Raw genomic sequence first — 24,032 nt, 5'->3', positions numbered from 1 at the left:
CCTCGGCGCCGCCCTTTCCACACTGCGGGAGAGGTGGCGATGTTGCGAAGATTTAATCTCGGCGGCACAGGTCTTATGGCGTGCGAGGCTATCAACCCCCGCCAAAGCCGATTAGCCCGTCTCAAGCGCGATCGCGTGCCCTGCACGCCGGCCTCAGCACCTGTTCTTGAGGAATCCGCGGTTCATGAAGCGCGGATTGCGCATGAAGGGCGGCACGGGCCCTTTCTTGCAATCCTTGGCGGCGTTGCTCTTCTTCTTCGTCTTCTTTTGGACGCTGGCCTTCTCGTCCGAATACTTCTTCGCGATGGCGGGATCTCCGGAGAGACCCACCGCGCCGCATAGGACGATTGCGATGATCGTCGGTAGACGGATTAGTTTTATCACGTGGCTTCTCCTCCTTGCGTCGTGTCGAAACCCTTGCGCGCCAGGATCTGCTCAAAAGCTGTCGGCAGCGACACGTTGTGCGGCGCAGCCGCGAACATCGGAGCGATGTCTTCCGCGCTGTAGCCCGCGAGACGGCAGCCGATCGGTGCGACGTCGAACAAGGCCCAGGGGCGCATCCGCGTGAAGCGGAGAAACTCGTTCACGCTCTCGGCGATGTCCTGGCGCGCCCGTGGCCTGCCGGTTCCGCTCCGTGTGGGGATCGCATAGGCGTTCCCTTGCGGCCCGCATCCCTGGCCGTAGACCGCGCCACGGGTACGAAGCGCGACTAGGGCGTCGCCATCACTATGGTGTCCGGCAATGTTGGAACCGAACACAAAGACGGGCCTGTCCATGTGCATCGTTTGGCCTCCCGAATTTGAGGGTCGCGCCCCGCTTGGCGGGGCGCGCCCGATACTAGCGAATGCAGGCGTTGTATTTGTTGCGCCACTTGGCGGCGCGCGTTTCCTGGTACCGCTTCCGGTAATACTCGCAGTTCCGCGTCAAAGCGGCGTGGCCCGCGCCGACACCGGCGCCGACCCAAAGAGCGCGTGTGCCCCAGCGGGCGCCGTTATACACGCCGCGGCCTACCCCGCGCGCGCCGCGGTAGACACCCCGCGTTGCAGCATTGACGCCGTTGGTGACGCCCCTGGCCACGTGGGGCCGTGCATCGGCGGGCCGCTGTCGAACGTCATCGTCGCGGCAAACGCGACAAAGCAGAAGATCGCAAGTGCTGTGATTGTTTTCATGGCCCGGTTTCCTCCCTGTCCTAGCCGTCGTTAAGCCTAACACATCGGCGCGAAGCGATCTGCCTTTTGCATTGGCGACAGCGTCTCCGCAGCGGGATCGACGGCGACTGAGTTAAGGATAACAGCGCTTTGGTCTGGCTTGGATTTTTGTCCGCATGCTGTAGTTCCCGGTGTTCAAGGGAGAGAGATATGACCCGAAAACTGACAGTTGGCGTTTCGGCCATTTGCGCATCGATCATGGCGTTCGCGTTGGTGATGGTCTCGTCGTCCCCAGCTTCCGCCGGCGGCCGCTATTCCGGTTACGGATATGCGACCGCGTGTTGCTGCTGCTGCGTCACCTACCGCACCTGCGGCGGCTACGTTCGTGGACGTGGCTACGCGGGCTATGGCTACGCAGGTTACGGCTATGGCCGCTACGGCTACGCCTATCCGCGCTATCCGTATGCGCGCGGCGTCGCCCGGCGTCAGCTGCGCCGTGAGGCCATCCGCGGCTGGTAATGCTCGGCCGGCTCTAGGGCTGCGCACATTGGCGCCTACCCAAAATGAATCGAGGCCCCCGGTGCTCAGCGCTCCGGGAGCCCCGTCGGACTCTCTGTGGCAATCGCCAGAGGTCTAGCTGCCGGAAGTCTCTTTCTTGCCCTTCGGGCACGCCTCGGCGGCTCGCTTGGCGGTCCGGGCGTCTTCCTTGGTCGGATAGGACGTAGCGCCGATCATGACGAGGGTGGCACCGTTCGGCTTCTTCTGGACGATCTTGCACTTCTTCGTGGCGGTATCCTGGGCCACGTAGAACGCCTCGTCCTGAGCGAACGCCGGACCACCCACCAGAACCAGCAGGCCGACCGCAATCAGAGCATATCTTTTCATCGCTTGTTGTTCTCCAGATAGAGCCGCCGAAACGGTCTCATCAGATGCCTCGGGAGCGCAGTCCTGATCGTCCTCATCCCGACGAACGCCGTGAGCGCAGCTCTCCTGCGCGCGGGCGGCCAGGGACACTGCGGCGATGCCGGGCGCGGCAGCGAACGCAGCGAAGGTCTTCATGGATCTGCTCCGGGGCGAAACGCCGGTAACCGGACGCATGAATCGGTAATTGGCCTTGCCGACGAATTCGCGGCTGGGCGGCGGCAGGGGCAGACTTTTTCCCGCTCAAACTGCGGCAGCCGCGCAAAATTTTTGCGCGGGTAGAGTCGCCTATGCGGCAGGTCGGAGTCGGGCACTCAAGGATCAGCGGCGGGCCGTGAAGGGATGGCGCAACAACATGCCAGGCGATCCGGGCGTGGTTGAGAATCTGGTGCCGCCGGACAGGATCGAACTGTCGACCTCGTCATTACCAATGACGCGCTCTACCACTGAGCTACGGCGGCGTTCCGTTGACCTGACGGTGCGGCGCGATCTGTCGTGCGATCGCGAGGCTCCGTTGGTGGTCGGTGGGTCCGCGACGGGCGGGCTGACCTGAGATACCCCTAGTAGGGAATCGATGGGGGTGCCCCCTCCCGGTGCGGCGCGCAAACTGCCATAGCAGGCTTTGCGACGCAAGGATTCCGCATGCCGCTCGCGGCCTCTTACGGGCGGCAGGCCGATAGGGTAAAAGGCGCGGGCTTGAGGGAGCCCGACAGGGGTGGCGGAATGGCCGAAGATGACAAGCGCACACCGAAATCGGCGCCTATACCGGCGCAGGATGCAAAGCAGGAACGCCTGGCCCAGGCGCTGCGGTCCAACTTGTTGAAACGCAAGGAGAACGCCCGCGCCAAGCGCAAAGGCTCGAGGGCCCCCGATGAAGGGGGACAGGGATGACGCGGAAAGGTTAGACTGGCCGCTTGCCGCATTGCCGATCGCGGCGGAACAGGGGAAACGGGGCGCGTCGGACAAAGGCGCTTCAGAGGGAGTAGCGCGTTATGGATCGTATCCGCATTGTGGGCGGCGAACGGCTCACGGGCACCATTCGGATCAGTGGTGCCAAGAACGCCGCGCTGCCGCTGATGATTGCGAGCCTTCTCACCGACGAGACTTTGACGCTCCACGGCATGCCGCGCCTCGCGGACGTGGCGCTGCTCGCGCGCATTCTCGGCAATCACGGCGTGGACGTGACCATCGCCGGCAAACGGGCCGGTCAGGACTCCAACGACGGGCAGACCTACAAGTTGACCGCTGCCGAGATCGTCGACACCACGGCGCCCTACGAGATGGTCGCGCGCATGCGCGCCAGCTTCTGGGTGCTGGCGCCGATTCTGGCGCGTTGCGGTGAGGCCAAGGTCTCTCTGCCCGGCGGCTGCGCCATCGGCACGCGGCCCGTCGACCTTCATCTTGTGGCGCTCGAGGCGCTCGGCGCCGACATCGAGTTGGACGCCGGTTATGTGATCGCCAAGCGCCCAAGGGCCCTCAAAGGCGCCCGCATCCACCTTGAGAAGGTGTCCGTGGGCGCGACCCACAACGCCCTGATGGCGGCGGTTCTGGCCGAGGGCGACACGGAAATCGTGAACGCCGCCCGCGAACCCGAGGTCGGCGATCTTGCCGCCTGCCTCGTCGCAATGGGCGCCAAGATCGAGGGCATCGGTACGTCCACCCTACAGATCCAGGGCGTGCCCTCGCTGCACGGGGCCGCGCATCGCGTTTTGCCGGATCGGATCGAGACCGGCACCTATGCCATGGCTGCGGCGATCACCGGCGGCGACATCTTTCTGGAAGGCGCCCGCGCCGAACTGCTCCAGGAGGCGCTCGTGGCGCTGCGCTCGACGGGCGTCGAGGTTTACGAAGAGGAGGGGGGCTTGCGCGTCTCGCGAACGGGCAGTCTCGAAGCCGTGTCCGTGGAGACGCAGCCGTTCCCGGGGTTCCCGACCGATCTCCAGGCCCAGCTGATGGCGCTGATGTGCACGGCGAAAGGCGTTTCGGAAGTGCGCGAGACCATTTTCGAGAACCGCTTCATGCATGTGCAGGAGTTGGCCCGGCTCGGGGCGCGCATCGATCTGCGCGGCGACACCGCGCTGGTCCACGGTGTGTCCGGGCTCCGCGGCGCACCCGTCATGGCCACCGACCTGCGTGCGTCGGTCTCGCTCATCATTGCGGGGCTCGCCGCGCAAGGAGAGACCACCATTGGCCGCGTCTACCATCTGGACCGCGGGTTCGACCGCCTCGAAGAGAAATTGCGCAAGTGTGGCGCTCAGATCGACCGGATCGCCGGCTAGGCGCCTGATTTTCGGAATGTCTTCCGAAGCAGACCTAAAGCGTGGTAGGTCCAGGTCAGTTATGCTCTTACCGGTGATTTCTTCTTATGACGACGCTTAAGCTGCTCGCTCTCGACGCGGAGGACCTGCAGGTCGTGTCCTCGCAACTCCAGGACGCGGTCGTGCGGGTCGGCGACATGACCTATTTGCCGTCCCAGAAGCGGTTCGCGGCGGTCCTGAACCGGTTCGATTGGCAGAGCGCCGGCGCCACCGATGCCGATGGAGAGCGTTTTCGCCGGTTGCGCACGGCGCTGCGCTTCGACCGGGTGCTCGGCGCCCGCCACAAGGCTCTCGCCCCGCAGAACAAGGACCGCGTCCTGTCTCTGCTCGCTATCGCCTTCGAAGAGGGCGAGGCACCCGGCGGCAGGGTCGTGCTGTATTTCGCGGGCGACGTGACCGTGCAACTCGATGTCGAGTGCATCGAGGCGGAGATGCGCGATCTGGGTCCCGCCTGGCGGACCCGCAGCAAGCCGAAACACCCGAGCGAGGGCGACGCCCAAGGCGCACCGGAAGCCGACCCGCAGGTCGATCCCCAAGTCGATTCTCAAGGCGACGCCACGATGTCCGCCGAGACAGAGTCAAACGGCTCCAAAGCCGCGGGCGTTTGAGGTCTTATGGTTCAGATGCTGGATACCCGTGAGGACGGCTTCGCGGCCCGCTTCGAGGAACTGCTCGGCATGAAGCGCGAGTCCTCGACGGACGTGAACGACGCCGTCGCCAAGATCATCGCCGATGTGCGCGCGCGCGGCGACGAGGTCTCATCGATTTCACGCAGAAATTCGATCAGCTGGGATCTTCGTGAGGCCGGCCTCGCCGTGACGGAAGCCGATATCGCAGGCGCTCTCGCCTCAGTCGAAGAGGACACGGTCGAGGCGCTGAAACTCGCCCATGAGCGCATCCTCGCGCACCACAGCCGGCAGCTCCCGGCGAGCGAAAGCTATATCGACGCCACGGGCGTGGAACTCGGCCAGCGCTGGTCGGCGGTCTCCTCGGCCGGTCTTTACGTGCCGGGCGGCACCGCCAGCTATCCGAGTTCGGTCCTGATGAACGCCGTGCCTGCCAAGGTCGCGGGCGTGGAGCGCCTGGTCATGGTGGTCCCGTCGCCGCGCGGGGAGCTCAATCCCCTGGTGCTTGTGGCGGCCGCGCTCGCGGGCGTTGACGAGATCTACCGGGTCGGCGGCGCCCAGGCCATTGCCGCGCTCGCCTTCGGCACCGAAACGATCCGCCCCGTGTCGACCATCGTCGGCCCCGGCAATGCCTATGTCGCCGCGGCCAAGCGGCAGGTCTTCGGCCAGGTCGGCATCGATATGGTCGCGGGTCCGTCCGAGGTCGTCGTTATCGCCGACAAGGAAAACGATCCAGCCTGGATCGCCAGCGATCTGTTGGCCCAGGCCGAACACGATGCTGCGGCGCAATCCATTCTTATCACCGACGATGCGGGTTTTGCCGAGGACGTCGTTGCGGCGGTGGAGACGCAACTGAAGACGCTGCCGCGTGCGCAGACGGCGCGGGCGAGCTGGGACGAGTTCGGCGCGGTGATCCTGGTCGGAAGCCTCGCCGAGGCCCCGGCGCTGTCCGACCGGCTTGCCCCGGAGCATCTGGAAATCGCCACGGAGAACGCGGACGCGCTGGCGGAGGAAATCCGGCACGCCGGGGCGATCTTCGTCGGCCGCTACACGCCCGAGGTCATCGGCGATTACGTGGCCGGCACCAACCACGTCCTGCCGACCGCGCGCAGCGCCCGTTTTGCATCGGGCCTCGGTGTGCTCGATTTCATGAAGCGCACGTCGCTGCTCAAGCTCGACGCCGAGAGTCTCAAGAAACTTGGGCCCGCGGCCATGACGCTTGCCCGGGCCGAGGGGCTCGACGCTCACCGCCGATCCGTCGGCATCAGGCTCAACCTGCCGGATTGATTATGACCGAGACGGACGCCGACAGCCCTTTTCCGGACACCGCACGCTTGCTTGCCGTCACGTTGGACGAGGCTTCGCTGGGCCGCGACAGCGTCGAAGTCGAGCACGAGCGCGAAGTCGCCATCTTCGACCTCCTGGAGAAGAACAATTTTCTTTTGGAAGGCGACGGCCAGGACGGTCCCTACACGCTGCATCTGTCGCTGGCCGACAACCGGCTCGTGTTCGCGATCTCCGATGAAGACGGCAACGCGCTGCAGCAGATCATGCTGTCGCTGTCGCCGTTCCGCCGCATCGTGAAAGACTATTTCCTGATCTGCGACAGCTACTACGCGGCCATCAAGACTCAGCCCGCCTCCAAGATCGAGGCGATCGACATGGGGCGCCGGGGTCTGCACGACGAGGGGAGCCAACTCCTGATGGAGCGCTTGAAGGGCAAGGTCACGGTGGACATCGCCACCGCGCGGCGACTGTTCACGCTTCTTTGCGCCCTTCACTGGAAGGGCTGATCCGTTGAGCGCTGGCGGGGATCTGCCGGGCGCCGTCCTCTTTGCGTGTGCCAGCAATGCGGTTCGCTCGCCCATGGCCGCGGCCATGTTGCGCCATCTCGCGGGACGGCGGATCTATGTGGAATCCGCCGGCGTCCGGGCGGGGGAGCCCGACCCGTTCGCGATCGCGGTCATGGACGAGATCGGCATCGACATTTCCGATCATGTGCCGCGGGCCATCGACGATCTCCATGACCTCGGCTTCGACCGCATCGTCACCCTGGCGCCGGAAGCCCAGCACAAGGCGCTGGAAATCGCACAAGGCTACGCCATCGACGTGGTCTATTGGCCGACGCCGGACCCGACGCTGGCCACCGGCCCCCGCGATATGATTCTCGACGCCTATCGCGGGGTTCGCGACCGGCTGTTCGGGAAGATCAAGGCCGAGTTTCCGGTGCAAGGGGCAGGGGGCGTCTAGGCCTGACTGCCGGCAGGCCAGATTCTTTCACCGAGCCGGGAACGCCTTGAGCGCCGAGCCGTTTTTCCTTCGTCCCCTAGTAACGATTGGACCGGACGATGAACGAAGCTTCACGAGCAAATGGCGCAAGCCCGCACCAGGGCCACCCGCAGCACTTGGAACTGTCCACCGACCAGGCGGTGGAAAATGCCGCCCTCGCAGGCGCGGCCGCCGTTCAGAAACTGGTGTCGGAGCGCAATGAACTGCGCACGCGCCTTGCGGCCCAGGAGCAGGAGACCGCCGCCTACCGGGCGCTCAACAACGAACTGCGCCGTCGCCTGCTGATGGTCCACCAGACCTTTGTGGAGATGGCCAAGGGCGTCGTCGGCGATCTCGAGCGGTTCGACGCCGCACTCAGGGAGTCGGCGCAAGACGCCCATGCCACGATCGAGGCACGGATGCAGTGGGAAGAGGCCGCGGTGGCTTCTGCGCAAAACGGGGCGCCCCGGGTCAATGGCGCACATGTCAATGGCGCGCAAGCCAGTGGGGCCCATCAGCCGAAGGGCCCCGCGCCGATAAAGCCGTAAGCCGCACGCGCTTGGCGGCGGGAGGCATCCACCCTCGTCCGTACCGAGCCTTGTACGCCTAGGCTTCGGCCTTCCAGCCCCCCGGTCTTCTAGCCTTTGGCTTCCAGGAATTTCTTCAACTGGTCGAAGTCCATGACCGGGATGAGATCGTGGACGTTCAGGTCTGTCCACGGCTCGAACAGCATCGCCACGGCCTCCGGCTTGTCCGATTCGATCAGGATGAACGTTTCCTGCTGCATGAGTGAGATCCAAACGCCCTTCAGCTTGACGCCGGGGACCTCGGGCACCCCATTTTCCATGAAGCGCCCGATACTCTCGTCGCGGTCCTCAGGCTGCATCGTGACATGGCACATGAAAAGCATTCCAACCTCCTCAAGGTATGGTGTGGCACGGTCGAGGCCCTGCCCGGCTGCAATCCGTACGCAACATTGCCCCTTTATTGAGACATCCCTTTGAAAGACCAGCGCATTCTGCGCTTTCCGAGAGGAAGGCCGAGGGCTGACGATTGCCCCTCTGCGGCAGCCACGACGGCACAATCTCCGGTCGAGTGTTGCGCGCCTGCACTAGTTGTATGGCGGCGCCTTTGGCTACAGTCAGACCAAGGAATACGACCGGTGCGATAGGGCGCGCCGGTAGGCAGGGGGTTCCGTGGATTTTGGACGCACTGCGAGGCGGCAGTGGCCGTCTGCGCGCACGCGCAGGCGTGCCGGGCGCGTGGCTTGCCGCAGACCCGCTCGAACGATTCTCTGTCCCCGAATAGGATGCGCCACGCGCCATGCGCTGCTGCTCGGCACCGCGCTCGCCTCGACGCTGTTGATCGCGACGGTGACCGCGCCAGCACCTGCCAATGCGCAAGCGACGTGTAACCCCGGCGACCCTGGTGTGATTGGGACCAATGGCCCGATCCTGATCAATGATCCCGGCAAAAGCATCGATTGCGACAACAGCTTCGACCGCAACAACGCCGGCAACGTGATCGAGCTGCGAACCGATGGTGGCGGCGAGTTCATTTCTCTCGACAATTACGGAGACCTGACCTCTACGGCAGGCCGCACCATCCTTGCCTATAGCGAGGGGGCCAATAGTCGAGTCGAAGTCATCAACACGGGCGACCTGGACACTTACGAGGCGGGCATCTACGCCCGCACGCGTGGTGACGCCAGTGAGCTCTACGTCTACAACTCCGGCCATATCACGGGGTTTTATAAAGGCATTTGGGCCGTCACCGGCGCAGGCGTTCCGAACGACGATAGCCCTATGAGGGTCATCAATACCGGTGACATCGATTTGCAGACCGGGGAGTCCATCGACGCCGCTACTTATGGCGTGGACAGCGACATTTTCATTTTCAATAGCGGCGCGCTTACAGGCGAAACTGGAATTCGTGCCTTCGCCGAAGGTGACGATGCCGATGTCAAAATTATCAATACCGGCAGCATCACGGTGCAGACCGGCGATGACCCCTCGTTCGGTATTTCGGGGTCCAAGTATTCTGGCGAGAACGGCCGTGTCACGATCCGCAATAGTGGCGAGATAATGGTGACCGGCACTGGCGGATTCGACGTCTTCGGCATCAATGCAAGGACATATGGGTCGAGCAGCCCCGTTGACATCAGAAACACAGCGGCCATCTGGGCGAGCGGTTCAGACGAGGCCACCGGTATTAACGGTGCTACGCTCGGAGGCTCCCTCAGCATTACCAATAGCGGCAAGCTTGATGTGACGGGGACCAACCTGGCCCAGGGCATCGCTGGAGCTAGCCTCTCAGACATCAGCATCAACAACAGCGCGGACATTCACGCCACGTCGAGCCAAGGGCGCGCCGAGGGCATCAAGGTATTTTCGCTCGGCTTCGACGACAACGCGACGGAGATCACAAATAGCGGAGACATCCGCGCATCGGGCGGCGAATATGCTTTCGGTATTGTGTTCGCAGACGTCGGCTCAAACGGGGCGCTGACCATCCACAATTCGGGATCCGTCCATGCGGACGGTCCATCAACTGCCCCGGCCGGCAACGTGGCCGCTATCAGCGTCTACAGCCAAGGTGGACTAACCACCATCTTTAACACCGGTGATATCTCAGCATCGTCGCACCTAGCCATTGGCTTCAACCCCAACAGTACGGGCAAAGCCAACATCTTCAATGCCGGCCACATCACGGGCCTCGTGGATCTGACCAGCCAGAACGACCGCTTTGTGAACCTGTCGGGCGGTGTCTTCGAGACCAAGAAGATGTCTCTGTTCGGCGGCGGAGAGGACGTGTTCGTGAATCAGACCGGCGCCACGGTGCTGGCGGCGACGAACGCGAACTCTCGCGAGATGAGTGGCTTCGAGGGCCTCGAGACCTTCAAGAACGCCGGCGGCACGATCTCGCTGGTCGACGGCGGGGTGGGGGACACATTCACCCTCGCCAACACGCCGGGGTCTGCGGATCTCAAATTCGAAGGCGGTGGTTATCTGGCGGTGGACGCGTCCTTGCGCGGTCCCGGGTCCAAGGCGGACAATTTCATCGTCGACGGCGACGTGTCGGGCGTGACGAAGGTGATGGTCAACAACACCGGCACCCAGCCCGGCGTCTTCAATTCACAAGGCATCCCGATCGTGTTCGTGGACGGGAAGACGCCGAGCGCAGGGAACTTCGTTCTGGCGGACGGTCCGATCGACACCGGGTTCTTCGATTACGATTTGTTCTTTGTGCCGACGGGGTCCGGCTACTGGGAACTGCGCAGCTTCCCCGGCGCTTCCGCCCAGGCCCTGCCGAAGCTGCTGACGGCGGCCCAGGATCTCTGGCACGAGACCTCGAGCACCTGGTTCGACCGTACGGCCGACCTTCGCGTGGTGCTGAACGGGGGTGGGTCACCCGCCTATGACGCCGGCACCAAGTCCATGGCCGCACCGGGCGGGAACGGTCTGACGCCGGGCGTGTGGATCAAGGGCGGCGGCTCGCGGCTGGATCGGAACGGCTCGGCGACGACCAAAGCTTATGGCAACACCTACGACTACGATCTCGACAACGAGCTTTCCACGGTCGACCTGCAGATGGGCGTCGACATGGGCAAGTACGATGTGCTCTCGGAAGGCGACGTGCTGGTCTTCGGCGTGCTCGGCGGCTTCGTCGGCGCCGGCCTCGACTACGACAGCGTCGCCGACAGCTTCAACTTCTCCGGCGGCCAGGTGGGCGCCTATGCCACCTATCTCAAGGACGGTCTGTTCGTCGATACGCTGCTGAACGTGCATCTCTACGAGATCGACACGCCCAATCTCGGCTTTCCCGACAGCCTGAACGCCACCACGGTGGGTCTCAGAACCGATGCGGGCTACCGCTTCGGCTCGTTCACCGGCGGGGCGTTCTTCGAGCCGCTGGCGACGATCGAGTTCGCCTGGGCCGATATCGACGGCTTCAACGTGGGCGGAAACAAGGTCAGCTTCTCCGACGATGCCAATGTCAGAGGCCGGATCGGCGGGCGTGTCGGCACCACCATGGAGGCCTGCGAAGGCACCATGATGGAGCCGTTCCTGATCGCCAGCCTCTGGGGCAACCTCTCGGAAGACAATGCCGCCACGCTCGTCTCCTCCGGCACCACGTTCAACTTCTCCGACGACCTCGACGACGTCTGGGGCGAACTCTCGGCCGGCGTGAACCTGTTCAACTTCTCCCAGACCACCGCCGTGTTCGCCAAGGTCGACTACACGTTCGGCGAGGACGTGCAAGGCCTCGGCGGCAAGGCCGGCATGCGCGTGGCTTGGTGATCGCGCTCAAGTAGGCCGAAGGCCGGTAGCGCAAAGAACATGCCCTCAAGCAGCCGCTAGGCGATAGAGCCAATAATCAAGGGCTCAAGTAGCCGAAGGCCGATAGCGCAATGGTCATGCCCTCAAGCAGCGCGAAGCGCGTTAGGGCAGATATAGACGCCTGCTAGGCGCGGTCGCCGGTGGTGTCTTCCGACGTGCTGTCGTCCGCCGAGACCACGCTTTCGATTTGATCGAGCTCGATCTCGTCGTCGGATCGGGTCAAAGTCGCGGACGGAACAAAGCTCAAGCCGTAGACCAGGCCTACAAGGACCACGCTGGTCAGTAGCGATAGGATCGACATTTCGTTAATCCCCTCCCTCAATTTGTCTCGTTCTGACAGGTGAAGGGGGCGGGGGCTCGACCGAATCCGGGCAACTCTGGGGCCTTTCCCGCCACCCGCGCCACACGGCGGCCTCAAGGCTTACGGCTTCGTAAACACCGGCAGCCTGCCGGGCGCCTTATGGCCGCGAGCGGCGCCCGCATTCAAAAAACGGCGACTGTGACATGTAGGGCACAGCATCCGGCCCCGGCTTGGGCTATAAGAGTCCCATCAACTGTCGATTCTGCAGGGAATTTTTTGGGGGATCCAACCATGCGCATGTTCATCGCTCTTGCGATCATCGTTTCTGCCACGCTCGGCCTGGGCGGTTGCTTCGGCCACCACGAGAAGGCCGTCGTCGTTGAGCCGTTGAAGCTCGGCTAAGCAGCTGACGACGAGGTAGCTAAGCAGTCTATCTCTACGGCAATGCCAACCCCGGCCAGGGAAACCTGGCCGGGGTCTTTGCGTTTGGGGCTGCCTTTCGGCCAATCGCGCGTCCAGCGCGCGAGGCCTCAGGAGATTGCCTTCGACACCTGGTGGGGCTGGGCAAGGACAGGCTCGCGGCTTGGCGCGATAATTGGCAGGAAGATCGACCGGCCCCGGAATGGGCCCGCGTAGCTATTGTGGTGTGAGAAGAGACCCGCGAGGCGGGGACTAAAGCCAGCCGAGAGCCTTAGCTTCGGTGTAGGCGGCCTTCCAAGCTTCGGCCGCGAAGGACGCCTCTTGGCCGCTGATGCTCGGTGCAGTCAGAAGTTCGCTGGCTTCGAGCATGCGGCACTGAGCGTTACGTTGGAACGTCAAAGCATAGGACGTTCCGGGCCGGGTCACGCGAAGACCGTTCTCAAGCACTTCGACGTCGATGTCGCTCATGACGCTCGCGATCCTTCTGAAACGACTGGAGAGGATTCCGGCAATTTCCAAGTGCATCTGCGCAGACAAGCCGTGCAAAATCAAGCACGGCTTGCCGGTTCCAAATGTCACGGTGAGAAGAAGCCGACGCGCCTGATTCCGATCCAACCCACGCCTCCGATCGCTCATCCAGCGGTAGTGCGTGGACCTTTATGCGTTCGTCACTTGATCTCGCGAAATGGGCCACGATAATCCGCCTGTAGCGACTGATTTGGCCGGGAGTGCCTGGCGGTTCTGCCAGCGATCCGGTTTCCCCCAAAGCCATCAAGTCCACCCGAAAGGAAGGCTCCATGTTCCGGCAAGTTTCGACAGGGCTCTGCGCGGCCGCGCTGCTGTGCCTGATCGGCGGCGCTGCTGCCGCGCAATCGAATATTCGAGGATCGACGACCGGGCCGACGACCGCCCCCGGCTACAATCATCCCGAGCAGTACATGCATCTCGACGCGAAGAAGCCCGCCCCGAACATGTACCCGGTGATCAGGCATGAGAAGCTCGAGGAGAACGCAGCCGGGAAGCTGGCGACGCTGGCCGAAAAGACGGGCAAGAAGCCGAATATCCTGATCTTCCTCCTGGACGATGTCGGCTGGATGGATCCGGGCTTCAACGGCGGCGGCGTTTCCGTTGGCAACGCGACGCCCGAGATGGATCGATACGCGGCGGAGGGCTTGATCCTGACCTCGGCTTACTCCACCCCGTCCTGCTCGCCGACCCGCGCGACCATTCATACGGGCCAGAACCCGCTGCATCACGGCATTCTGCGACCGCCAATGTACGGCGAGGCCGGGGGGCTCGATGGCGCCACGACCATGCCCATGCTCCTGCAGAAGGAAGGGTACGTGACCCAGGGCGTCGGCAAGTGGCACATGGGCGAGAACACGGGCTCCCTGCCGCAGAACGTCGGCTACGAGACTACATCGGCTTTCTCGGCGTGTCCGACATGTACACCGAGTGGCGCGACATCTACTTCAATCCGGAAGTCGCGCTATCGCCGGATCGCTTCAAAATGATGGAGGATGACAACTTCAATCACTACGAGGTGCATTGCACGCCGGCCGACAAGGACAAGTGCCAGAACGGCAAGCTCATCGACCTCGACTACATCAAGGACCTCGATACCCACTGGATGGATGTCAGCCTGGCCTTCCTCGACAAGATGAAGGGCTCCGACAAGCCGTTCTACCTCTATCACGCGACGCGCGGCTGTCATTTCGACAACTATCCGTCGGACGAGTGGGCGGGCCGGTCCATGGCGCGCACGGTCTACTCGGACTGCATGGTGCGCATGGACTACGTCTTCGGCCGCCTCATGAAGAGGCTGGAGGAAATCGGGGAAGCAGAGAACACGCTGGTGATCCTCACGTCCGACAACGGGCCGGAGTGTGAGATTCCGCCGCGCGGCCGCACCCCGTTCCGGGGCTGCAAGGGGTCCAGCTGGGAAGGCGGCGTCCGTGTGCCGACCTTCGTCTATTGGAAGGGCATGATCCCGTCGCGCAAGTCGGATCAACTGTTCGACTTGGCGGACATCTTGCCGACGGCGCTGCATCTTGCAGGCTATCCCGGTGCCAAGCTGGCCGGGCTCTTCTCCGACAAGACCTATATCGACGGTGTCGACCAAGCGGCCTTCTTGGTCGCCGACAAGGGGCTGTCGGCCCGGCGCAGCCGCATCTACACGATGAACCAGTACTACTCCGCGATCCGGATCGACGAATTCAAGGCGACGATCACGGGCCAGATCGAGGACGGCATCATGAAGCGCGGCTATACGGGCGGCTTCTCCGGGTCGGTCTTCACGGACACGGGCGGTGCGGTCGTGGTCAATCTCTATACCAACCCGCAGGAAGACGTCTCGGTCGGCGTCCGTCATATCCCGATGGCGGTGCCACTCGGCACGACAGGCGGCTGGTACTTGAAGGAGCTGTTCGAGTATCCGCCGCAGTTCAAGGTCGGCTTCATGTCCAACAACCCGCCGATCTACGACACGATCCCCATTGGCGAAATGGCGGTGAAGGCCTGGATCAAGAAGCACGGCTTCGGCCGCTTCCAGAACTAGAACGCGGTCTAGAGCACCGCGAGCGAACAGGACGGGGTGCGCCGGCAACGGCGCGCCCCGTCTCTGTTTCAGAAGAGATCCTAGGCTGTTGTTTCCAGGCAACAGTTCTCGGGAATCCCGCGCGCCTGCGGAAATTCGATCAACGACAGGTCGAAGCGGCATTAATCTCCCTGATGGCGATATTGGGGAGCTGTCATGTGGCGTAGCGTTGGTTTGAGCCTCGTCGGAGGGCTGCTTTTAGGCGGCCTGTCGCCGGCCTCCCACGCAGACGATGCCGCCCCGCCGCCGTCCGAGTGGACCGTGACAGGTGGGTTCTATGGCTGGTTCCCTTGGGTCCAGGGCAGCACCGACGCCAATGGCGAAGAATTCGATATCTACGCGACACCGATCGACCTCATCGAGAACTTCGATGCACCGCCGATCATGGCTAATTTCGAAGTCAGCCGGGGCAAGTTCTCGTTCTGGGGTGACGCGCTCTACGCGAAGTTCGCTTTTGGCGACGACTTCGCCTCAGAGGCCCAGCCCATACCAATTCTGAAAGTCGGTGCCTCGGGACAGACCGAGACGGACTACACGCTCGGCGTCTATCAGTTCGGCGGCTTCTACCAGGTGGCCGATTTCGTCGGAGAGCAAGGCAACACGACGCTGGAGGTCGGCGCGGGCGCGCGCTTCATTCAGCAGGAGATCCGGATCAAGGCGAAAATCGATGCTGCCGCTCAGGTTCGCCTGGGCAAGCTCGCGAACACCATTGAGCGCCGGATCCAGAAGATCGAGAATCAGGAACAGCGGCTCCAGGCACTTGCCGCCCTCAATGACGTGCGCCGCGAGGATCTGGACCGGAAGATCATTCGCGCCGGGGACAAGGGGCGCGAACGGCGCGTCGCTCAGCTCGAGAAGAGGCTCAAGCGCGTCGACGATCGCGGTCAGGCGCTTGCAGCGCTCGAGGCGGTCGAGAAGTTTCGGCTGGAACTGCTCCGGGCCGCGCTCCGGATCGACGGCAAGCAGTTCAACGATCAGTTCGCCTTTGTCGGAACGGGCAACTTGGATTGGGTCGACCCCACCATCGCCTTGCGCCTTCAGCACGACTTCGGGAACGGCCACTCGGTTACGGCTACCGGGGACTTCGGCGGTTACAACGTCGAGGAGGGGCTCTCCAGCCAGCTGGTGCTGACCTACGACATCGAGGGGACGTTGTGGGGCTTCGATACGACGACCTCGCTCGGTTACAAGGCCTTGTGGCTCAGCTACGAGGACCAGACGCCGCGAGGCGACGTCGGCATTAGTGCGTGGCTGCACGGCCCCATCGCCGAGGTCGCGCTTCGCTGGTAACGCGGGCCGTCCCGGGCGGCCGGTGACGCACAGCATCGTCTGGCGTGCACGGACGCAACCTCGAACCTTTCTTGGACGTTTCCTCTGTGGTCGGAATGCGGCTCTCTTGAAAGGCATTGCTGGCGCGAAGTGACAAGGCCGCGTCGTGATTCCCGATTAGAGAAACCGCCAAACGACGGTTACACTCTACGTGTAGTTGGTCATCAGAGCCCGACTAACCAATTGGGTCAGAAGACAATTCAGTGGCCCGACAGAACAAGTACAGGAGAAGCGTCCCATGGAACTGCTAATGAGAGGCCTCTTTCGAGCGGGCCTTGCGACCGCAGTGGCGGCCTTGCTGTCCGTGACAGTCTCTGCATCACCCGCCTTTGCGCAAGACACCGGAGAGGCAAGCGAAAGCGCCAAGTCCGAAACCAAGACCGACAAACCCAACATCCTGGTGATCTGGGGCGACGATATCGGCATCTGGAACATCAGCCACAACAGCAAGGGCATGATGGGCTATATGACGCCCAATATCGACCGGATCGCCAATGAGGGCCTGTCCTTCACCGACTATTACGGTCAGCAATCCTGTACCGCCGGCCGTGCGGCGTTCATTGGCGGCAACGTGCCGGTCCGAACCGGCATGACGAAGGTCGGCCTGCCCGGGGCCAAAGAAGGCTGGCAGGAATCAGATGTGACGATTGCCACTGTCATGAAGAGCCTCGGCTACAAGACCGGCCAGTTCGGCAAGAACCACCAGGGCGACCTTGACGAGCATCTGCCGACCAATCACGGCTTCGACGAGTTCTTTGGCAATCTCTATCACCTGAACGCCGAAGAGGAGCCGGAGCACCCTGACTATCCGAAGGACCCCGCCTTCCGTGAGAAGTATGGTCCGCGTGGCGTGATCCATTCCTGGGCGCAAGAGGACGGCACCCAGAAGATCGAGGACACTGGTCCGCTGACGAAGAAGCGGATGGAAACGGTAGACGAGGAAACGCTGGCCGCGGCAAAGGACTTCATCAAGAAGGCCGTCGAGGAGGGCGAGCCGTTCTTCGTCTGGTGGAACGGTACGCGGATGCATTTCCGCACGCACGTAAAGGAAGAGCATCGCGGTCTCTCGGGCGAGACGGGTAACGAGTACCAAGATGGCATGGTTGAGCACGACATGCATGTGGGCGAGTTGCTCGCCCTGCTCGACGAGCTCGGCATCGCCGACGACACCATCGTGTTTTACTCGACCGACAATGGGCCGCACTTCAATACCTGGCCTGATGGTGGCACCACGCCGTTCCGCAGCGAGAAGAACTCGAACTGGGAAGGCGCGTATCGCGTGCCGGCCTTCGTGCGCTGGCCGGGACATTTCCCCGCCGGCAAGACTCTGAACGGCATTGTCTCCCATGAAGACTGGCTGCCGACATTCGCCGCTGCTGGCGGCAATTCCGACGTCAAGGAGGAGCTTGCCGGGGGCGTGGAAATCGAAGGCCGTACCTATAAGAACTACATCGATGGCATGAACATGCTGCCCTACTTCTCGGGCGACGTGGAAGAATCGCCGCGCGATGAGTTCATCTACGTCAATGATGACGGGCAGATCGTCGCGATACGCTACAAGCCCTGGAAGGCCGTGTTCCTCGAGAACCGCGCCAAGGCGTTCGAGGTCTGGCGCGAGCCGTTCGTCGAGCTGCGCGTGCCGCTGGTTTTCAATCTGCGCCGGGATCCGTTCGAACGCGCCCAACACAACTCGAACACCTATAACGACTGGGTGCTCGACAGGGCCTTCGTGCTCGTACCGATGCAAGGCTTGGCGGCTGAATTCCTGCAGACCATGCAGGACTATCCGCCGAGCCAAACGCCTGGCGCCTTCAACCTCAGCAAGATCGAGGAGCAGCTGAAGTCGGGCATGGGATCGAACTGATCTGTTAAACTTTCAAGGGGCCGCCAGATCGCACTGGCGGTCCCTTTTTTCATCTGAGACTGTTCATTTGAATCTGGAGAATTGAAATGAAGCGTCTTCTGATCCCGATCGCCGCCGTGGCCATGGTATTGTCCGGTGCTGCACACTCGGAGGCTCCGGACCCGCTTCCGTCGTGGAACGACGGCCCCACGAAGGGAGCCATCGTCGGCTTCGTGGAGAAGGTGACGAAGGAGGGCGGTCCCGACTACGTGCCGCCGACCGACCGTATTGCGACCTTCGACAATGACGGTACGTTGTGGGTGGAGAAGCCGGCCTACACGCAATTGATCTTCGCCATCGACCGCGTGAAGGCGCTGGCGCCCGAACATCCCGAGTGGAAGAACAAGCAGCCCTTCAAGGCCGCCATCGAAGGCGACATGAAGACGCTGGCCGCTTCAGGCAAGAAGGGCATTGCCGAGCTGGTCATGGCAAGCCACGCGGGGATGACGCCGGCGCAGTTCCAGACCATCGTCGGCGACTGGCTCGCGGCGACGAAGGATCCGCGCTTCCAGCGCAAATATACCGAGCTCGTCTATCAGCCCATGCTCGAGCTTCTCGCCTATCTTCGCGACAACGGTTTCACCACCTATATCGTCTCGGGTGGCGGCATCGAGTTCGTGCGCAACTTCTCCGAGCCGGTCTACGGCATCCCGCCGGATCAGGTCGTGGGCTCCAGCATTAAGACCAAATACGAGGTCGTCGACGGTGAGCCTACGGTGATGCGTTTGCCGGAGATGAATTTCATCGACGATAAGACAGGCAAGCCGATCGGCATTACCCAGCATATCGGTCAGCGGCCACTCGCCGCGTTCGGCAATTCGGATGGCGATTTCGAAATGCTGCAATGGACCACTGCGGGAGAGGGGCCGCGGTTCGGCATGATCGTGCATCACACCGATGCGGAACGCGAATATGCTTATGACCGCGATTCCGAAGTGGGCCGTCTCGACAAGGCGCTGGATGCGGCTGCCGAGAACGGATGGGTCGTAGTCGATATGAAGAACGACTGGGGGCAGATCTTTCCTTCGAAAGAATAGCCGTTACGGGACAATTCCCGGCGAGGCGGGCGATGCCCGCGCCTGCGGCCCCAAACATGCGTTGCCCAATGTCTCGGACTGGGCGATATAGCAGCGGTAGGGTTGGGCGCCTCGGAGGGGGTGTCCGGCAATGGTGTCGGGTTGGCACCGAGCAAATCGGCGTCGTAACGGCGCTGCCCAAGGAGAAGGATCCCATGAAACGATTGAGCCACGTCTTGTGTGGTGTCGCGGCCGTGCTGATGGTCGTCGTCATCGCCCCCGTCGCCAACGCTCAGGCCTTGCTGGTCTACAAGGAGGGTGCGACTGACGCCCAAGTCAAGAAGGACCGGGTCGCCTGCCACGAATGGGCGGTTCAACAGACGAATTTCGATCCCACCGCGACGTTCGCGGCTCAGCAAGCTGGCATTCGGACCCGGACCATCATGGAGGTCTCGACAGCGTTGAACGAAGCGTCCGCCGGCACCGACCCGCGCTGGACGGCTGGAGGCTTCGGCAACACGCGCACGTCGGCCGATGTTCGCCGCTTGAACGCGCTTTACGCTGACTATCTCAAGGCCGGGGCGCTCTGCCTCGAAGGCCGCGGCTACGTCGTTACCCAATAGGAGCTCAGACCATGCGATCGATGATTTCCAAATCGGGCCTCGGGCTCATTTGTCTGCTTGCGGTTCCGGCGACCGTTTCCGCCGCCGAGGGCACCTATATGTGCGCCGTCACGGACGTGTATGAATGCGTGGAAGTGGCAGGCTGCAAGCGGGTGTCGCTCGACTTCGCCAACCTCGCGCCGGTGCTGAAGTTCGACTTCGACAAAAAGGTCATGACGTCGGACGACATCGGTAGCGATCCGCGCGAGATTGCGTTGAACAACATGGAGGAGATGGGCGATGTCCTCCTTTTCCATGGGATCGGTCAGAACAAGGAGTCGCCCCGCTCGTTCAGCGCGGTCATTTCCAAGAAGACTGGCAAGATTCGCGCCGGCATCACCACAGCCGATGCGACGCTGTCCCTGACGGGCGACTGCGTGGACAGTTTCTAGCTCGATTACAATGACCGGCAGAGCGCTGCCGGACCAGAGAGCTTTGATGCAACGGGCAGGTGCTAGCGCCTGCCCGTTCTTCGTGGAAATGTCCTATCCTTAGCGGCCTGACCCAGTCCTACGAGCGGAGCCATTTTGGACAGCCGACGCAGAACTTCCGGCATGAGTGAGTCATCGACGACGCGCCGGTGCGCGCCGATGGTCCGGCGTTGCCTTTGCGGTCGAAGCTCTTCCTGCTGATCGGTGTGGCGGCGCTCGCGGCCATGGCCGTGCTTGCCATTGGGCTCATCGCGAACATCCTCGCGTCGGACCCGGCGGCGACCGCTGGCCGCGCGGCGGACAGCGAGGGTGCGCCGGCCGCCAGCCCGGTGTCGTCCAGCCAGTTGAGTTTCGTCGGTACCGAGACGTGTGTTGGCTGCCACCAAGAGGTGGGGACGCTGTGGCGGCCGTCTCAACATGCCCATGCCATGGCCCATGCCACGGCGGACACTGTTCTGGGCGACTTCAGCGGCACTACGTTCGACTATTACGGGACGACGTCGCGGTTCTTCACGAAGGACGGCAAGTTCTTCGTCGAGACCGACGGGCCCGATGGCACCCTCGAAACCTTCGAGGTCAAATACACGTTCGGCCTCGATCCGCTGCAGCAATATCTCATCGAGTTCCCGGATGGGCGCGTACAAGCGCTGACCATCGCCTGGGACAGCCGGCCCAAGGCGCAAGGCGGGCAGCGCTGGTTTCACCTCTATCCCGACGAGAAGATCGGCCACGACGATCCGCTCCACTGGACCAAGCTGAATCAGAATTGGAACTTCATGTGCGCCGAGTGCCATTCGACCGGCGTCGCCAAGAACTACGATCCCAAGACAAAGCGCTACCACACGACCTGGAAGGAAATCACGGTCGGCTGCGAGGCCTGCCACGGGGAAGGCTCGGCGCATGTTGCGTGGGCCGAAGAACATGCCGACCGAGCAGGAGAGGGCGCCGAGGCATCGGCCGATGACAACGCGCTCGGTCTCCTGGTCCGCTTCGACGAACGGAAGGGTGTCTCGTGGTCTCTGGACCCCAAGACGAAGCAACCCAAGCGCAGCGCGCCGCCGATGACTACCCGCAAGGAAGTCGAGATGTGCGGGCGCTGTCATGCGCGCCGTGGGATTCTCTCCGAGGCGTTCGTGCCGGGCCGCCCTCTTGCGGACAGCCATCAAGTGGCTTTGATCTCGCGCGGTCTCTTCCAGGCGGACGGGCAGATGCTCGACGAGGTCTACAATTACGGCCAGTTCAAACAGTCCAAGATGTTCGCGGCGGGTGTCACCTGCAGCGATTGCCACGATCCGCACAGCGCGAAGCTCCGCGCGCCGGCGGCGGAGGTCTGCACGCAGTGCCATGCTGGAAGCTACGCGGAGCCCAGCCATACTCATCACCAAGGTGCCGACACGCCGAATTGCATTTCCTGCCACATGCCGGCGCGCGAGTTCATGGTCATTGACACGCGGCACGACCATTCCTTCCGCGTGCCGCGGCCGGACCTGTCGGTGACGCTCGGTATCGACAACGCCTGCACCGATTGCCACACGGACAAGACCGCAGCGTGGGCTGCCGAAGCGATCGAGGGTTGGTACGGGCCTGAGCGCAAGGGCTATCAGAACTTTGGGCCGGCCTTCAATGCGGCCTGGACCAGCGCGCCTGACGCCGCGGCATTGCTTGCAGCCGTCGCTGAGGACGATACCGTGCCGGCCTTCGTGCGGGCGAGCGCCGTTGAGGAATTGACTGCCTATCCGTCCGAGCGGACCGGGGACGTTGTTCGCAAAGGGCTGTCCGATCCCGATCCGCTTGTACGGCTCGCGGCCCTCGATCATCTGGAGACCGCATCCGGGGCGCAGCTCTGGCCGCTCATCGCACCGCTCCTCGACGATCCGGTTCGCGGCGTCCGAGGCGGCGCCGGTTTCCTGCTTGCCGGAACGCCGGAGGCGAACCTGTCGGAGGCCGACCGCACGCGTCTCGATAAGGCCGAGAAGGAATTCGTCGCCGCGCAGATGTTGAATGCGGACCGGCCCGAGTCCCAGTCATTGCTGGCGCGTTACTACATCCGCAAGGGAGAACTCGACAAGGCGGAGAGCGCCTACAAGACGGCCCTCGAACTCAGCCCGCATTTCACGCCGGGTGCCGTCAATCTTGCCGATCTGTACCGAGCGCAAGGGCGCGACGAGGAGGGGATAGCGGTTCTGCGTGAAGCGCTTCGCCTGTCGCCGGATGATGGGGGATTGCACCATGCGCTGGGTCTGGCGCTCGTCCGCCAGAAGATGTCGGAGGAGGCCGTCGCGGAGCTGGCACGGGCCGCAGAACTGGAGCCGGACCGGGTGCGCTACACGTACGTCTATGCGGTGGGGCTCAACTCCATCGGCAAACGCGCCGAGGCAATTGCCGCCCTGAAGACCGGTCTTGAGCGGCATCCCCAAAATGCGGATATCCTGACCGCGCTGGTGAACTACTCCCGCGCGGAAGGGGATCTGAAGGGCGCGCTCGTCTATGCGCAGCGCCTGGCCAAGGCGGACCCGGCCAATCCTGAGGTCAAGTCTCTGGTCGAGGCCTTGACGAAGCAGGTCATGGAGCAGCGAAGCGCGCAGTAGCGCTTAGGCCGTTTGCGCGCCCAGGATCAGCCAGACGCCGAATAGAACCACGAGGACCGCGCCGCCAATCTCCAACGTGCGTCCCAGCCAGCGCCGCGCGCCTTCCGTCCGCGAGAAGAACGATAGGAGCCGCTCGCGGGAGAGCGTAGCCAGCACGGCGACGGCCGAAATGGTCAGTACCATCCCCGCTGCCATCGCGACCGTGACGGCAAGTCCTGCGGCGAGGAGCCCCCGGGCGAGCGCGTAACTCATGATGAATGTCGTCAGGGGGCAGGGCACGAGACCCGTCACGAAGGCAAGCGTGCGGCCCTTTTGCGGGGACTGACATTCTGCGCCTTCCGGCGCTGCGCGGCTGACGGCCCGCCAAATCAGATAGGCGCCGATCAGCACCACGAAGATCCCGCTCGCCAGTTCGAACTGGGGTGTGCGCCCGCCATAGGCAAAGGCCCGCGAAATGACGGCAAAGCCCGCAAGAACCAGCAAGATGGCTATCCCCACATGCGTAAGCGCGAGGATCGCGCCGTTGGCGATGCTGGAGAGCAGGCTGCCCTTTTGGCCGAGGTGGTAGGAGAACAGCACGGTCTTGCCATGCCCCGGCATCATCGCGTGGAGGATGCCGAACAGCACGGCAGCGGCCATGGCGGCAGCGAGCGCCGGCCAGCTTCCACTTGCGACATCGCGCAGCCCGCTGGCCATGCCTTCGTAGAGCCAGCGTTGAAGGGCGATCAGGTCTTGCATGGCCCGGGCTGTTTCACACGAGGGCGTGCGCGCAGCAAGTCACACACGCGTGCGATCCCGCGAACGCCACAAGGCCGTCAGAAAAAATTCTAGCGGAAGAAGGGACCCGATCGCCAAGCCGGGGTGGGCTGGCTGATGCCGGGCGCCGGAATGGCGATGCCGTTGCCGTAGTCCGACGCGAAGGCCGAGCTTTCGCCGTTATTGGCGAACGGCATGGCCAGGGAGCTCCCTTCGAACTGGGGCATACTGTAGGCCGGCGACAGGCCAAGATGTTCGGCTGCGCTCTTCGGAATCTCGGCGTCCTCGCCCTGAATCTCAAAAGCACCGGCGCTGAGCGGCATGAGTGCCACGCTCGAAGCGGCGACAAGCGCTAGATAGAAAGCACGCATCAGTGTCATCCCTCGTCCGGCGAACCCCGTCTCGCCCT

General features: G+C 63.1%; 25 protein-coding genes and 1 tRNA gene. 16 read left to right on the top strand and 10 right to left on the bottom strand.

Annotated elements, in window-relative coordinates; all coding sequences use genetic code 11:
• Nucleotides 1-153: 153 nt before the first annotated feature.
• The 3 genes from AUC70_RS00205 to AUC70_RS00195 are packed head-to-tail and all read right to left on the bottom strand — an operon-like array spanning nucleotide 154 to nucleotide 1,077.
• Nucleotides 154-384 (bottom strand): hypothetical protein, encoded by a 231-nt coding sequence (locus tag AUC70_RS00205; protein WP_069443044.1) that lies wholly within the window; start codon nucleotides 382-384, stop codon nucleotides 154-156.
• Nucleotides 381-782 (bottom strand): A1S_2505 family phage non-structural protein, encoded by a 402-nt coding sequence (locus AUC70_RS00200; protein WP_083241095.1) that lies wholly within the window; start codon nucleotides 780-782, stop codon nucleotides 381-383. The genes AUC70_RS00205 and AUC70_RS00200 overlap by 4 nt, the downstream gene beginning before the upstream one ends.
• Before the next feature lie 55 nt (nucleotides 783-837).
• A complete protein-coding gene (locus AUC70_RS00195) occupies nucleotides 838-1,077 on the bottom strand; it encodes a hypothetical protein (RefSeq protein ID WP_069443042.1) in 240 nt (79 codons plus the stop codon).
• 281 nt (nucleotides 1,078-1,358) lie between these two features.
• Between AUC70_RS00195 and AUC70_RS00190 the strand changes: the two genes are divergently transcribed.
• On the top strand, nucleotides 1,359-1,667 hold the full coding sequence (locus AUC70_RS00190) for a hypothetical protein (protein ID WP_141701858.1): 309 nt from the start codon (nucleotides 1,359-1,361) through the stop codon (nucleotides 1,665-1,667).
• 114 nt (nucleotides 1,668-1,781) lie between these two features.
• Here the strand turns inward: AUC70_RS00190 and AUC70_RS17635 are convergent, their stop codons facing one another.
• Nucleotides 1,782-2,207, bottom strand: coding sequence for a hypothetical protein (locus AUC70_RS17635; protein ID WP_244505427.1), 426 nt, complete (start codon nucleotides 2,205-2,207; stop codon nucleotides 1,782-1,784).
• A gap of 248 nt (nucleotides 2,208-2,455) precedes the next feature.
• A tRNA-Thr gene (locus tag AUC70_RS00180) sits at nucleotides 2,456-2,530 on the bottom strand.
• Between the two features lie 531 nt (nucleotides 2,531-3,061).
• Here AUC70_RS00180 and murA point away from each other — a divergent pair.
• The 6 genes from murA (at nucleotide 3,062) to AUC70_RS00145 (ending at nucleotide 7,829) form a co-directional block, all read left to right on the top strand.
• Nucleotides 3,062-4,348, top strand: coding sequence for a UDP-N-acetylglucosamine 1-carboxyvinyltransferase (gene murA / locus AUC70_RS00170; RefSeq protein WP_069443039.1), 1,287 nt, complete (start codon nucleotides 3,062-3,064; stop codon nucleotides 4,346-4,348).
• An 86-nt stretch (nucleotides 4,349-4,434) separates the two neighbouring features.
• Nucleotides 4,435-4,995 carry a DUF2948 family protein gene (locus AUC70_RS00165; protein WP_069443038.1) on the top strand — a complete coding sequence of 187 codons (561 nt, stop codon included), beginning with the start codon at nucleotides 4,435-4,437 and terminating at the stop codon, nucleotides 4,993-4,995.
• A gap of 6 nt (nucleotides 4,996-5,001) precedes the next feature.
• The gene (gene hisD, locus AUC70_RS00160) at nucleotides 5,002-6,300 is read left to right on the top strand and encodes a histidinol dehydrogenase (protein ID WP_069443037.1); all 1,299 of its coding nucleotides are present in this window, start codon (nucleotides 5,002-5,004) and stop codon (nucleotides 6,298-6,300) included.
• Nucleotides 6,301-6,302: 2 nt separating this feature from the next.
• Nucleotides 6,303-6,806, top strand: coding sequence for a UPF0262 family protein (locus tag AUC70_RS00155; RefSeq protein WP_069443036.1), 504 nt, complete (start codon nucleotides 6,303-6,305; stop codon nucleotides 6,804-6,806).
• Between the two features lie 4 nt (nucleotides 6,807-6,810).
• Nucleotides 6,811-7,263, top strand: coding sequence for an arsenate-mycothiol transferase ArsC (locus AUC70_RS00150; protein ID WP_083241094.1), 453 nt, complete (start codon nucleotides 6,811-6,813; stop codon nucleotides 7,261-7,263).
• Between the two features lie 98 nt (nucleotides 7,264-7,361).
• Nucleotides 7,362-7,829 (top strand): hypothetical protein, encoded by a 468-nt coding sequence (locus tag AUC70_RS00145; RefSeq protein WP_141701857.1) that lies wholly within the window; start codon nucleotides 7,362-7,364, stop codon nucleotides 7,827-7,829.
• Between the two features lie 89 nt (nucleotides 7,830-7,918).
• Here AUC70_RS00145 and AUC70_RS00140 read toward each other — a convergent pair whose 3' ends face one another.
• On the bottom strand, nucleotides 7,919-8,191 hold the full coding sequence (locus tag AUC70_RS00140; protein WP_069443034.1) for a DUF3303 domain-containing protein: 273 nt from the start codon (nucleotides 8,189-8,191) through the stop codon (nucleotides 7,919-7,921).
• A 352-nt stretch (nucleotides 8,192-8,543) separates the two neighbouring features.
• Here AUC70_RS00140 and AUC70_RS00135 point away from each other — a divergent pair, with 352 nt between their 5' ends.
• A complete protein-coding gene (locus tag AUC70_RS00135) occupies nucleotides 8,544-11,582 on the top strand; it encodes an autotransporter domain-containing protein (protein WP_158007306.1) in 3,039 nt (1,012 codons plus the stop codon).
• Between the two features lie 163 nt (nucleotides 11,583-11,745).
• On the opposite strand, the gene AUC70_RS16925 is transcribed toward AUC70_RS00135, so the two are convergent.
• Together AUC70_RS16925 and AUC70_RS16545 are read right to left on the bottom strand one after the other, a co-directional pair.
• Nucleotides 11,746-11,922: a hypothetical protein gene (locus tag AUC70_RS16925; protein WP_158007305.1), complete on the bottom strand. Its 177-nt coding sequence runs from the start codon at nucleotides 11,920-11,922 to the stop codon at nucleotides 11,746-11,748.
• A 672-nt stretch (nucleotides 11,923-12,594) separates the two neighbouring features.
• Entirely contained in the window at nucleotides 12,595-12,810 is a 216-nt protein-coding gene (locus tag AUC70_RS16545; protein WP_141701856.1) for a hypothetical protein, read from the bottom strand.
• Between the two features lie 329 nt (nucleotides 12,811-13,139).
• Between AUC70_RS16545 and AUC70_RS17435 the strand changes: the two genes are divergently transcribed.
• From AUC70_RS17435 to AUC70_RS00090, 8 genes are all read left to right on the top strand, one after another.
• Entirely contained in the window at nucleotides 13,140-13,856 is a 717-nt protein-coding gene (locus AUC70_RS17435) for a sulfatase-like hydrolase/transferase (protein ID WP_206599280.1), read from the top strand.
• Nucleotides 13,787-14,899, top strand: a complete 1,113-nt coding sequence (locus tag AUC70_RS17430) for a sulfatase-like hydrolase/transferase (RefSeq protein WP_206599279.1) — start codon at nucleotides 13,787-13,789, stop codon at nucleotides 14,897-14,899. Before AUC70_RS17435 ends, AUC70_RS17430 begins: the two co-directional genes overlap by 70 nt.
• Nucleotides 14,900-15,094: 195 nt before the next feature.
• Nucleotides 15,095-16,228, top strand: coding sequence for a hypothetical protein (locus AUC70_RS00115; RefSeq protein ID WP_141701855.1), 1,134 nt, complete (start codon nucleotides 15,095-15,097; stop codon nucleotides 16,226-16,228).
• 277 nt (nucleotides 16,229-16,505) lie between these two features.
• Nucleotides 16,506-18,131 carry an arylsulfatase gene (locus AUC70_RS00110; protein ID WP_069443028.1) on the top strand — a complete coding sequence of 542 codons (1,626 nt, stop codon included), beginning with the start codon at nucleotides 16,506-16,508 and terminating at the stop codon, nucleotides 18,129-18,131.
• 122 nt (nucleotides 18,132-18,253) lie between these two features.
• Nucleotides 18,254-19,207 carry an HAD family hydrolase gene (locus AUC70_RS00105; RefSeq protein WP_425283570.1) on the top strand — a complete coding sequence of 318 codons (954 nt, stop codon included), beginning with the start codon at nucleotides 18,254-18,256 and terminating at the stop codon, nucleotides 19,205-19,207.
• A gap of 194 nt (nucleotides 19,208-19,401) precedes the next feature.
• Nucleotides 19,402-19,809, top strand: a complete 408-nt coding sequence (locus AUC70_RS00100) for a hypothetical protein (RefSeq protein WP_141701854.1) — start codon at nucleotides 19,402-19,404, stop codon at nucleotides 19,807-19,809.
• Nucleotides 19,810-19,820: 11 nt separating this feature from the next.
• The gene (locus tag AUC70_RS00095; RefSeq protein WP_141701853.1) at nucleotides 19,821-20,240 is read left to right on the top strand and encodes a hypothetical protein; all 420 of its coding nucleotides are present in this window, start codon (nucleotides 19,821-19,823) and stop codon (nucleotides 20,238-20,240) included.
• Nucleotides 20,241-20,428: 188 nt separating this feature from the next.
• Complete coding sequence (locus tag AUC70_RS00090; RefSeq protein ID WP_244505426.1) at nucleotides 20,429-22,867, top strand: tetratricopeptide repeat protein; 2,439 nt, start codon at nucleotides 20,429-20,431, stop codon at nucleotides 22,865-22,867.
• A 3-nt stretch (nucleotides 22,868-22,870) separates the two neighbouring features.
• Here AUC70_RS00090 and AUC70_RS00085 read toward each other — a convergent pair whose 3' ends face one another.
• Both AUC70_RS00085 and AUC70_RS00080 read right to left on the bottom strand, forming a co-directional pair.
• The gene (locus AUC70_RS00085) at nucleotides 22,871-23,605 is read right to left on the bottom strand and encodes a nickel/cobalt transporter (RefSeq protein ID WP_069443024.1); all 735 of its coding nucleotides are present in this window, start codon (nucleotides 23,603-23,605) and stop codon (nucleotides 22,871-22,873) included.
• Between the two features lie 89 nt (nucleotides 23,606-23,694).
• The gene (locus tag AUC70_RS00080; protein WP_141701852.1) at nucleotides 23,695-23,994 is read right to left on the bottom strand and encodes a hypothetical protein; all 300 of its coding nucleotides are present in this window, start codon (nucleotides 23,992-23,994) and stop codon (nucleotides 23,695-23,697) included.
• Between the last annotated feature and the right edge of the window lie 38 nt (nucleotides 23,995-24,032).

Origin of the sequence: Methyloceanibacter stevinii, from assembly GCF_001723355.1 — a bacterium.
GTDB lineage: Bacteria > Pseudomonadota > Alphaproteobacteria > Rhizobiales > Methyloligellaceae > Methyloceanibacter > Methyloceanibacter stevinii.
Note: the sequence above shows the minus strand (reverse complement) of the source record. Positions and strands in the feature narration are given on the sequence as shown.